The sequence below is a fragment of the Bartonella tribocorum genome, from assembly GCF_002777915.1.
Classification (GTDB): domain Bacteria; phylum Pseudomonadota; class Alphaproteobacteria; order Rhizobiales; family Rhizobiaceae; genus Bartonella; species Bartonella tribocorum_A.
In genome coordinates this window covers 1-1017 of record NZ_NJGE01000074.1, presented here as the reverse complement: position 1 = coordinate 1017, position 1017 = coordinate 1, and the positions used below count along the sequence as shown (strand labels likewise).

General features: G+C 44.0%; 1 pseudogene. It reads right to left on the bottom strand.

The window, feature by feature from the left end:
- Nucleotides 1-1017 (bottom strand): annotated as a pseudogene (locus CER18_RS09730) (hypothetical protein); the annotation flags it as partial.

The window sequence follows — 1017 nt, the reverse complement described above, 5'->3', positions numbered from 1 at the left end:
AACAACGCATTCTGCTCAATATTGTCTGAAAGATCATGATGAAGCTTCGTGAAAGAAGTATTCATGCCTGCAAAAGCAGCAGCAACATTATCATAGCTCGTCTCTTCAGAACTTCCATCATCTTTAAAGCTCACTATCTTGAAGCTTGGGGCTGTCCACTCACCATTCTCGTACTTAGCACCACCACCAAAATAGTTCGCAACCTTATCATTGGTCTCGTAAAGCTGCGAACCATTCACCGCTTCTGTCGAAACCGCTGAAAGGGTGGCTGCTTTTACTCCAGAGAGACTACGGGAGGCACCGTCACTGTTTGCAATGCTGATTGCTGCACCCTCTTTCTCCGCTCCTATCTTAATAACCTTGCTCACATCATCTTGCTTTACAAGACTGTCACTAACAACCTGGTCAATCTGATTGTTAATATTCTTAACAGCATTCGTCACTTCATTATGAAGATTACTGAAAGAGCTACCAACACTTGCAAACGCTTTCGCTACATCATCATAGCTCTTCTCTTCAACCTTGCTTCCATCTTCACTGACAGCGTGAACCTTAAAGCTTGGAGCGGACCACTCACCATTCTCGTACTTAGCACCGCCACCAAAATAGCTCGCTAACGTATTATTCATCGAATAAAGCTGACCACCATTCACCGCATCCGTTGAATCTTTCGTGACACTGCCATTCGCTAGAGACGTGATCTTACTGTTCTTCTTATCACCTTCAGTTCCATGCGTCGCAACAAATGCATTGTCATTATCACTCCATAACAACGCATTCTGCTCAATATTGTCTGAAAGATCATGATGAAGCTTCGTGAAAGAAGTATTCATGCCTGCAAAAGCAGCAGCAACATTATCATAGCTCGTCTCTTCAGAACTTCCATCATCTTTAAAGCTCACTATCTTGAAGCTTGGGGCTGTCCACTCACCATTCTCGTACTTAGCACCACCACCAAAATAGTTCGCAACCTTATCATTGGTCTCGTAAAGCTGCGAACCATTCACCGCTTCTGTC